Origin of the sequence: Lapidilactobacillus gannanensis (genome assembly GCF_003946675.1) — a bacterium.
GTDB lineage: Bacteria > Bacillota > Bacilli > Lactobacillales > Lactobacillaceae > Lapidilactobacillus > Lapidilactobacillus gannanensis.
Map to the genome: position 1 here is coordinate 1 of NZ_RHOT01000055.1, position 10,490 is coordinate 10,490.

9 protein-coding genes and 1 pseudogene are annotated in these 10,490 nt (G+C 40.5%); 4 read left to right on the forward strand and 6 right to left on the reverse strand.

The features are described 5' to 3' along the window. Both EKM81_RS11690 and EKM81_RS10535 read left to right on the forward strand, forming a co-directional pair. Window positions 1–125, forward strand: a pseudogene (locus tag EKM81_RS11690) (IS30 family transposase); the annotation flags it as partial. A gap of 43 nt (window positions 126–168) precedes the next feature. Beyond that, entirely contained in the window at window positions 169–1,122 is a 954-nt protein-coding gene (locus EKM81_RS10535; RefSeq protein WP_125651470.1) for an extracellular solute-binding protein, read from the forward strand. Window positions 1,123–1,259: 137 nt separating this feature from the next. Here the strand turns inward: EKM81_RS10535 and EKM81_RS10540 are convergent, their stop codons facing one another. Continuing rightward, on the reverse strand, window positions 1,260–1,829 hold the full coding sequence (locus EKM81_RS10540; protein WP_125651486.1) for a guanylate kinase: 570 nt from the start codon (window positions 1,827–1,829) through the stop codon (window positions 1,260–1,262). A gap of 479 nt (window positions 1,830–2,308) precedes the next feature. Between EKM81_RS10540 and asnB the strand changes: the two genes are divergently transcribed. Next, entirely contained in the window at window positions 2,309–4,270 is a 1,962-nt protein-coding gene (asnB, locus tag EKM81_RS10545; RefSeq protein ID WP_125651472.1) for an asparagine synthase (glutamine-hydrolyzing), read from the forward strand. An 841-nt stretch (window positions 4,271–5,111) separates the two neighbouring features. Here the strand turns inward: asnB and EKM81_RS10550 are convergent. From EKM81_RS10550 to EKM81_RS10565, 4 genes are all read right to left on the reverse strand, one after another. Continuing rightward, window positions 5,112–5,336: a hypothetical protein gene (locus tag EKM81_RS10550; RefSeq protein ID WP_125651474.1), complete on the reverse strand. Its 225-nt coding sequence runs from the start codon at window positions 5,334–5,336 to the stop codon at window positions 5,112–5,114. Between the two features lie 152 nt (window positions 5,337–5,488). Then, window positions 5,489–6,058, reverse strand: coding sequence for an NAD(P)H-binding protein (locus tag EKM81_RS10555; protein ID WP_125651476.1), 570 nt, complete (start codon window positions 6,056–6,058; stop codon window positions 5,489–5,491). Further along, on the reverse strand, window positions 6,051–6,380 hold the full coding sequence (locus EKM81_RS10560; RefSeq protein WP_125651478.1) for a carboxymuconolactone decarboxylase family protein: 330 nt from the start codon (window positions 6,378–6,380) through the stop codon (window positions 6,051–6,053). The genes EKM81_RS10555 and EKM81_RS10560 overlap by 8 nt, the downstream gene beginning before the upstream one ends. A gap of 23 nt (window positions 6,381–6,403) precedes the next feature. Next, window positions 6,404–6,808, reverse strand: coding sequence for a cupin domain-containing protein (locus EKM81_RS10565; protein WP_125651480.1), 405 nt, complete (start codon window positions 6,806–6,808; stop codon window positions 6,404–6,406). A 112-nt stretch (window positions 6,809–6,920) separates the two neighbouring features. Here EKM81_RS10565 and EKM81_RS10570 point away from each other — a divergent pair, with 112 nt between their 5' ends. Then, window positions 6,921–7,793 carry a LysR family transcriptional regulator gene (locus EKM81_RS10570; RefSeq protein ID WP_125651482.1) on the forward strand — a complete coding sequence of 291 codons (873 nt, stop codon included), beginning with the start codon at window positions 6,921–6,923 and terminating at the stop codon, window positions 7,791–7,793. Between the two features lie 208 nt (window positions 7,794–8,001). Here EKM81_RS10570 and EKM81_RS10575 read toward each other — a convergent pair whose 3' ends face one another. Next, a complete protein-coding gene (locus tag EKM81_RS10575) occupies window positions 8,002–10,176 on the reverse strand; it encodes a MucBP domain-containing protein (RefSeq protein ID WP_164509303.1) in 2,175 nt (724 codons plus the stop codon). Window positions 10,177–10,490 lie beyond the last annotated feature (314 nt).

The window sequence follows — 10,490 nt, forward strand, 5'->3', positions numbered from 1 at the left end:
AAGGCCGCTCAATGCGCCAATTGACCTTAACAGGGATTCAAGCAATCCAAAACGCTCTGAACCAAAGACCACGAAAGATTCTCAACTATCAATCGGCAATCGCAGTCCTGCCAGACTTTGATTAACCAGACCAATAACTAAGAATAGGTCGGAAGTGTTGCACTTGATTTGACAATTCGGGTCATTAAAAAATTAAAAAATTGGAAACATTATATTTTTATCGGTGAAAATGCTTTTGCATTGCCAGCCGATCCCTCTATTCAAATGATGCTTTATCGAAAGGATGTCTTTGATAATCCAGTCATTCAAAAGGCTGCCTTTGAAGAAACAGGGACACCATTACTACCACCACAAAGTTATTTAGACTTACAACATTTTTGCACTTTTTTTAATAAATTAAAAATACCTGAAAAACCTGTACCTCATCCTTTACAACTGGTAACGGGAGTTGGTAATTTAGTATCGTCAGAATTTTTGCCCTACTTTTTTGCAGGTGCTGGCTCAATTGAACTTACGGATAATTATATTTCAATTAGTCCAGATGCTTTCGTAGCAACTTTAAATAATTATCGGAAAATTCATCAGACAGCTGACCACACTAATAGTATTTGGTGGGATAATGAAATAGACGCCTTTAATAATAACAAAACTGCCCTAATTATTGGTTATACTAATCATTTAAATCAGGTTAAAAATGTTGATTATTCCTTCGCCCCAATTCCAGGAAACACACCTGCTCTCGGCGGTGGAGTTATCGGTATCACCAAAAAATCTCACTATCCAGAAATTTGTGAACTCTTCTTAACTTGGCTTTATCAATATCGCATTCAGGAACAGTTAGCTTTATTAGGGGTGTGTATTCCAGAAACTGATTTTTTTGAAGATCGGCATATTTTTCGACAATTTCCATTCCTATCACAATCGAGTAGTTTATTAAAAACTGGTCAACGTTGTCGTCAATTCAATAATGGTGCAATTGTTAATACCTTCCGCTTAGAACAAATTGTTGGGAAAATTATTATTCATGGTATTGAAACAGGAGTTTCATCCTCTGAAATTTTGTCAGAGATTACCAAACAATTAAACATCGATCAGCCGCAATTAGTTCAACTAGTACACTAGCAGCCCTATCCCTTTTGTAATTAACAATATAAAGGTCTCATTACCTAATTAAAAAAATTGGGTAATGAGACCTTTTATCTAAAATCAATAAGTACTTTTTAGGTTGAAAGTTAGTATTCAACCAAATCTTCAGTTCATCATTTCCGAATCAGTTCCTCTTTCAACACCTGGTCCACCTGTTGCTTAGCCTCATCCCATGAATCATTGAGAATGACGTGAGCACAGCCCTTTAGACCAGCTGGTACGGCTAAATCTCGCTTTGCTTCTTCACTTTGCAGGCGCTGTTCAATTGCTGCCGGTGTGTCACCACGTTTTTCTAAACGAGCACGGAGAATTTTGGCATCAGTGATTGCCACATATAAAACAATCAACTGCTTGGGCATGACCTTGACGTAAGCCTCGGCCCCTTTAGTATCCAGTACCAGACTAACCACTCGACGTTTGCGCCAAGCTCGCTGTAACGCTTCTCGAGACGAACCGTACTGATTACCGGCATAATTAACCGATTCAATATAGTGGTTTTTGGCAAAACTGGCTTGGGTTTCAAAATAGTAATCAATCTTATTCTGTTCGCCTTGGCGGGGTGGCCGCGTCGTATGCGTAATCACGCGTAAAACGCCATAATTGTCATGAAGGTAATTACTCACGGTTGTTTTGCCAGAGCCCGACGCACCAGTGATCACAATCAGTTTATTGCCCACTTTAATTGCCAAAATCCTAAACTCCCCTCAATTATCCCAATGTAAAAAATTCTGCCCAGCACAAAACACTGGAACAGAACTTAATTGATTTACTTTCATTATAAGCTAGGTCGCCCTCACGGGACAAGTTGTTTGCGAATTAATCATGCAACACCTGCAAGCTGCATTCAACCATTTCATTGCCTAGCACACGTACATAGTCAGCTGTCACTAAGCCCCCGCACACTTTCACTATTAAACAATGCAATCAGGTCGTGAATTTGCTAAAATATTAACTGAATGTCTCCTGAATCAGCTTGTCAGATACCGCGCTTAGTCGCACTTAGGTGACAAAATTGTTCGTTTAACTATTGTTTCATTTTCATTACAATTAGGAGAGAAACTTATTTTTTCAGAAAAGCCCCTTGAATTCAACTAGTCAACCTAATCAGTGGTAAAATTTAATCAAGAGCTTAAGCCGTTTTTTTAGTCACGGAGGACTACATATGTGTGGAATTATTGCGTTTAACGATCCAACAATTACCGATAAAACTTCAGTAATCGAATCAATGATGGAACTAATTCGTCATCGGGGGCCAAATATTAGTGGTGGTGGCCACTATACCAATGACCAAGTTGCCCTAGGTTTCTGCCGCTTAAGTATTATTGACTTAAAAGGTGGCGCCCAGCCGATTTACAATGAGGATAATTCAATTCTGGTTACTTTTAATGGTGAAATTTATAATTTCCAGAGTTTACGTTCTGAGCTACAAGCTAAGGGCCATGTTTTCAAAACAAAGGCTGATACTGAAGTCTTACTCCATGGTTATGAAGAATGGGGCATGGCTGGAACATTGAAGCGCGTGCGGGGCATGTTTGCGTATCTAATTTGGGACAACAACAAGCAAACCCTGTATGGTGCCCGTGATTTCTTCGGGATCAAGCCACTTTACTACTACCAAAAGGATGATACTTTCATTGTAGGTTCAGAAATCAAGTCCTTTATGGCTCACCCTAATTTCAAAAAAGAATTCAATCCCGAAGCTTTGAAACCTTACTTAATGAATCAATATAATGATCTACCAGAAACTTTCTTCAAAAATGTTTATCGTTTCCCTGCAGGACACTGGTTCGAATTGCACGACAAAGATTTCCAAATGCATGAATATTGGGATGCTAGTTACAAGATTGATTACAAACTGACGCCAGAACAAACAATCGATGCCATTGATGACACGATTAAGGATTCAGTTAAGATGCATAATATCGCCGACGTTCCTGTAGGTAGCTTCTTATCTGAAGGGGTCGACTCAAGTTATGTCACTTCTTTACTGAAACCAAAAGAAGTTTTCAGTGTTAATTTTGATAACGGTCCTTACAACGAAGCTAGTGCTGCTAAGGCTTTAGCTGATCAAGAGGGCCTCCATTTCAACGCCACTACTGTTGACGGTGACGAAGCATTCCGTGATTTTGCTGAAATGCAGTATCACATGGACGAACCAGATGGCAATCCTTCTTTGATTCCTTTATGGTATCTCTGCAAGATTGCTCGGCAGAAAGTCACCGTCGCCCTTTCTGGTGAAGGTGCTGATGAATTGTTTGCTGGCTATGTCAACTATGGCATGCATTCCCATCATCAATTGATCAAGGTTTTTGCTAACGGTCTAGCTAAATTACCTAAAAATTCTCGCTATCGTTTGGCTAAACATATTAAAAAAATGCGCAATTTTCCTGGTAAAACACATTTGTACACACACACAGCTGAACCATCAGCTTACTACGTTGGCGAATCAATTATTTACGATCCTGATCAACCCACAATTTTCACCAGCAAACAGGCCAATGGTATCATGAAACAACCTTACCAAAGTGATTTAACTGTAAATGGTATTTATCAACAGGACTTTAAGAAAGTTGCTAATGCCGAAGAAGTTAAGCAAATGCAATACATCGATTTGCATCACTTCATGTTAAACGACATTCTACAAAAAGCTGATAAAATTTCGATGGCCCATTCTTTAGAGTTACGTGTACCCTTCTTGGACAAGAAAGTTGCCGAATTAGCTAATACGATTCCTTCCAAACTACTATTGAATAGCCATGATACCAAAGATATTTTCCGTAAAGCAGCTGCACGTCACTTACCTAGTGACTGGGCTACTCGTCCTAAGTTAGGCTTCCCAGTCCCAATCAAGACTTGGTTACGTGAAGAAAAATATTACAATAACGTCAAAGCCTTATTCAGTGAAGACTGGGTTAGCGAATTCTTCGATCAAGACCAAATTATCCAATTATTAACAGATAATTTCGAAGGTAAAATTGATGGTCGTCGACAAGTCTGGACGATCTTCACGTTCTTAACTTGGTACAAGTTATATTTCGTTGATTACGAAAACACTGTTAAGAATTATGCCCACGTACAACCTGAAGTTCAAGCCTTAATGGATAGCGGTAAGTTGACTAACTAATCTAACCTTTCTTTGTGACGTTTTAGAAGCGGAGCAGATTGTAACTGCATTACGAACTGCGGGTTGCGGAATGCTGTGACCATTGTTAAAGCCAAAATGCAAAAGCGTTAAAAACCTGGTGAAGTTTTTGAAACAGAATTGGTTCTGACTGCATTCCGGGCTGCTTGTCGTGGAACGCTGCGGCCGTCGATTGAAGCCAATTAAAAACCAATTGTCTTCAATTCGAGGCTTATTGTAAGTGCTAAAGCACTAACAATAATTTCGCGGCTGACGACAAGATCCCTCCATTCCGTCTGGAGTTGAGTTAGTAATTTTCACTGTTGTTAGTGGCTAAGGCAATGCTAGTGGGACTGATCATCGTAGTTCACTCAGAAGTAATAATTGAATAATTAGACCAAAATAGCCTGCGTGATGTCTTTCGTTTTTATCTCGAAAGATTGTCACACAGGCTTTGTTGTATACTGCAATCTGATTTTCTAATTAGTGGTGCTCAATTCTGTTAGTTTCATCTGGTGGTTGCTGGGCGATCAACAACTGGTTCTGCCAGTACTGCCTTGAGATCGATTAAATCTAAAGTGGAACAAACTAGCTCAAAACGTAGTGGAGGCCGCCGGGTTGTCAGCCAATGGTTTTAATTTGCGCCCGAGCTTGCGAGTAGCAGCCAAATTATCTTTGGCGCTTTAGCGCTTAGGATAAGGGTTGTATTTGAGATTGTTGCAAAGCAATAAGCTCAAATCAATCCCGGCCGCGTTCCACAACCCGCCGGTCGCAACGGAGTTGTCCGCTATTCTGCCCAAAACCAGCTTTAGATTTAACTCACTGATTGCGACCGCAAAATCGCTTAGCCAACAAAATGACTCATGAACGCCGTGAAATTTCCAGTGATGAAGGCGAAGCCAGCTACAATCATTAGCACACCGAAAATCAAGCCGAATAGCAACCCCAGTAATGTAAATGATTTATTCTGTTTTGCCTGCCAAACCTTGAAGGCTTGATATGCCAAACGCATTTGATAAAGACCACCAATAATTAAACCAATTCCTAAAATCACAATCCAAAGCTGCATGTCCTAGCCTCCAATCATCACGACTCACTTTATTTTAACATGAAAGTAACCCTGGTTAGCGACTAGCTGCTGCCTGAGAATAATTGATTAAGTTAATAGAACGACGGTTTAGCCCATTCTGTATTTGGTTCCACTAACCCAATATTATCGTGCTAGTATAAATTAGGTTGCAAGATTAATTTTGTTACAAATGTGGCCACAGCTTGGCGCGTGATCTGTGTGCCTTTTAACGGTTCACCTAGTGGCACGACCTGATAATTAGTATTGCCATTCTGATCGTACAGCCAAGTCATCCGGAGATAAGTATAATTCAGGCCACTCTGCCAAATAATTGCCGCGGCCTGTTTATAAGGCGTATAATCACCCATCATCCGCGCATTCCAACGACCAAATTCACCAGCAACCTCATCATTCATCCCTAAGCCGCCAGCGACAATCAACCGACTAACGCCAGCCTGCTTCATCGCCGTAACTACAGCCTTGTTACCCACTATTTCTGACGAGGCTAGAAAAACAACTTCTTGTCCTGTGAGTGCGGGCACAAGATCAGCAACCTGATTCCAATCACCAGCAATCAACTTAGCTTGACCTTGATACTTAGCCAGCCGTTGATTATCTTGACGCGCAAATAATGTCAGTTCAATTTCGGGGTGCGTCAGTAAATCAGGGATTAAATAGCGAGAGATTTGACTGGCCGCGCCTAAAATAATCACTTTAGTCATGATCGGTACCATAAATTTCTTTGGCTAAATTAAACGCTGACCAAGCTTTAGGCCACCCAGCATAAAATGATAAGTGCGTAATTTCGGCAACGACTTCTTCTTTAGTCACGCCATTTTGTTTGGCCATTTGTAAATGTGCCTTTAACTGAGGAAAACTACCACTGGTCATTAAGCTGGCAATCGTAATCATGCTCCGATCGTGAGCCGATAATTCATCTTCCTTGGCCCAAACTTGACCAAAAAGCACCTCGTCATTTAGTTTAGCGAATTGAGGCGCAAATTCACCTAATTGTTCATGTCCCGCAGTTTGTTTCTTTGCCATGATTCTAACATCCCTTCTGCTATTTACTTGCCAAGCTTGGCGTAAGCTTCATCAGTTACTTTTTCTAACCATTCACTGCTACCAGTCGTAATGGCAATGTGGCTGAACCAACTATCTTTAGTCGCGCCATGCCAATGCTTAACGCCTTCATGAATTGCCACCACATCACCGGGATGCAATAATTGCGCTGGTTTGCCGGCTTCTTGATACCAACCTTCGCCAGCAGTTACCAAAAGAATTTGATAACCATTATGATGAATATGCCAGTCATTACGACAACCTGGTTCAAAAGTCACATTAGCGACGTTGACATTAATATTATCGTCAGCGGGCACCAATGAATTTAAATAACTTTGCCCAATAAAATATTTTGCGTAAGCTTCATTTTTATCACCTAATTTAAAAAGACCACCATGTTGTGTTGTCATACTTGAACACTCCTTTTCTGAATGACTTCATTATGCAACCAGTTGTCTAGAATAGCTAATACTTATCTTTAACGGTATGATATTACTAAAAATTATAAGGAAGCTGACTCAAATGGAATTACGAACGCTCACCTATTTAGTGGCGATTGCTGATGCTGGCACAATCACGGCTGCAGCCAGGCAACTACATATCACCCAACCTGCCTTATCACGGCAAATTAAAGATTTAGAAACTGAACTTGGTACGCAGCTATTTATTCGCCAAAGTCATGCTGTAACTTTAACCGCTGATGGCACCTATCTAGTTAATCGAGCTCGCCAAATTCTGACCTTAGCCAATAATGCCGTTAGTGATTTACACCGAGAACAAAAGCTTAGTGGGACTTTAACAATTGGCTTAGGTGAGTCACGTCTCAATCAATTTGTTTTACAAGCCGCCCAGCAGCTGATTCAACAATCCCCTGATGTTAAATTACAAATTTTCAGTGGTAATGCTGAAGATATTTTCGAACGTTTAGATCACGGGCTTTCCGATTTTGGCGTGGTCATTGATCCTGCTGACAAATATAAATACGCTTTTACCAGCATTCCCGGAGTTAACCAGTGGGGGCTCACTTTACCAGTAACGCACCCATTAGCTAGCCATGAACAAATCACACCAACGGATATCAAAAACCAGCCACTGCTAATTTCCCAGCGACAACCAGTTCGCGCCATGTTAGCAAACTGGGCTGGTACTTCGCTGCCAGATAAACAATTCGTCGCAACCTATAATTTGATTTATAATGCTAATTTACTGGTGGAATCTGGATTAGGCCTGGCAGTTGGTATCAATCATTTGATTACTGACAACCAGAATTTAAAATTTATACCTTTCGCACCAGCCATCACCAGCTCAATGTCACTAATTTGGTTAAAACACACGCCTCTATCAGCAGTCGGCCAACGCTTCTTAGAGATTCTCGCCGAGCAAAAAACTGATTAACTAATTGACAATCTGGCTAACATTGATGAACTAGTTCTGACTCCATTGCGGGCTTGCTGGTTGTGGAACGCAACCCGCAATGAAGTCAAAACCAGTCCCGGTTTTAATCAGTTTTCTCGCAGCGCAAATTCTCAGCACAAACAAAAATAGACTAGCAGTGAATCAACACCGATTCGACAACTAGTCTATTTTTCATTAACGTTAAAAATTAGTCACGATGACGTTTTGGTAAGAATAATAATCCTGCTGTCAGTGCTAAGACCGCTAACCCAGCGACTTGTAGACCAAGCTGACGTTTCTCATTGGTCTTGGGTAATGTCACTGCTGCTTGTTGCTTGGTCTGATTAGTAGCTTGCTTAGTCACGACTGATGTTTGCGCACTACCAGTCTTTGGTAACAGAATATTATTGTTATCATCAGTTCCAGGAAGAGCTGGTTTAGTTGGTGTTACTGGATCTTTGCTGTAAATATAAGTCACTGTTTGGGCGGTTGCCGTAAATAACCCAGTTGTTTGAGCCCCAGTCACTTGTTTGAACTGATAACCAGTAATTGCCTTTTGCTTAGTCTGATAAGTTGTGCCAATCGCACCTTGGAAAGTTTCGGTTTTAGCAATTTCATGACCAGCTTCATCCTGATACTGGGCATAAACATTGCTAGTAACGACTGGATCCTTGGTATAAACGTAAGTGACCGTTTGCGGTGCTTCCGTAAAGATTCCGGCCATTCTAGTTTGTCTGACTTCCTTGAAGGTATAACCAGGGACAGTCTTTTGCTTAGTTGTATAACTATCACCGATATTGCCACTTAGCATTTCTGAATCAGCCACTTTATTGCCGGCTTCGTCTTGATAATTAACCGTAACATCAGCGCCCTGAACTGGATCTTTGGTATAAACATATGTGACTGTTTGGGCGGCACTAGTAAATTGACCCGTGGCATTGTTGTCTTTGACTTCTTTAAACGTGTAGCCAGCAACAGCCTTTTGGACAGAGGTATAAGTAGCACCAACATTCCCCGTCAAAATTTCTGAATCAGTAATTTTATTGCCAGCCTCGTCTTGATAATTAACCGTCACGTCAGCACCCTTAACTGGATCTTTGGTGTAAACGTAAGTGACTGTCTGGGCAGCGTCGGTAAATTTACCAGTCGCATTATTATCCTTAATTTCTTTGAAGGTATAACCAGCAATGGTCTTCATTTTACTCTGATAATCATCGCCAACTAAACCAGTTAACGTCTCAGAATCGGCTAGCTTATTGCCCGCCTCATCTTGGTAATTGACGGTCACATCAGCTGCCGCCGCAGCTAGTGAGTATGGTTGAATTTCTGTTAAGGTGTCACCATTGGCCGTGCTAGTAACACCAACCAAATAATATCTATTCTCAACTGGCACAACAGTTACATTAGGCATGCTAGGTATGCTGGTAACAGGTGGCAATTGATTTTGAATTGTATTGTAATCAAGACTACCGGCCGCATTTTGCGTTGCATAGCCGCCAGCATAATAGACACTATAGTAAAATGGTGCTGTCGCATTATTAGCATCATATTTAACTGGTGCCAATCCAGATTTATACGTTAATGGTGCTACCGTGCCATCAGTTAATTTAAAGACAGATGGTAACGTGACCATACGAGTTTGACTGTTGATTAAAATTTTCGGTAGAAAGACTACTTGATCATTATTGCTAATACTTGCTTTAGTTAAACTACTTAAACTTGAAAAGTCACCAATATGATTAAAAGCCAACCCAAGTTGAGTTAAATTAGTCAAGCCAGCTAATGGCGTCACATCAGTAATTCGGTTACCAGATAATTGTAAATTAGTTAATTTCGTCAAACCAGCCAGTGGACTAACATCAGTAATATCACCATAATAAGCCGTATCAACTTGTGATTGTAACATTAATTCAGTTAGATTAGTGGCATATTGCGAACCTTCAAGTGAGAAGGAAGTCGTGCCATCAATGTGAGTAATGTTACCCTCAGACAATCGCGTCAAATACTTCATATCAGCTTGAGTAATTTGGTCAACACTAGACCATTGCTTAGTTGGATCACTACTACCATGACCATTCAACGCCCGCAATACTGCTTTTTGTAAGGTTTTGTTCGGCATCCATTGATCAATGTTTTCAGATGCAGTTGGTGTCACTGCAGGTGTTGTATTTACTGGTGTACTTGTTTGGGTAGTTTGCGCTTGAGTAGCGACTGTTGGTGTTATTTCATCAGTAGCTGCTTGTGTGGCAACAGTAGGAACTACTACCGCATTAGCTAATAAAACCAGTGTACAAACTAGACCAATATTTTTTTGAGCATAAAAAATCCCCCTCTGGCAGCAACAATAAAAGCCGTCGGTGTTGATAACCGCCGACTTTATCATCGCTACACAATAATTTTGAATTAACACAAATTAAACTTTCTCCACTCCCCAGTGGCTGGTACGACTACGCTTGCCTAATTAAAAATTAATATTCCGGGCCTACTTCGACACCATTCAACGATTAATTTCCCCCGAAACTGATTGTTAAATAGTGATAAGATCATTGGTAAATCGATATTTCCAATTAATAATTGGCTAACGCAAGAAATTTTGCGAAAACAAATAATAATTATTTCTCCCGAATTGTCAAATCAAGTGCAACACTTTCGACCTATTCTTAGTTATTGGTCTAGTTAATCGAAGTCTGGCAGAAC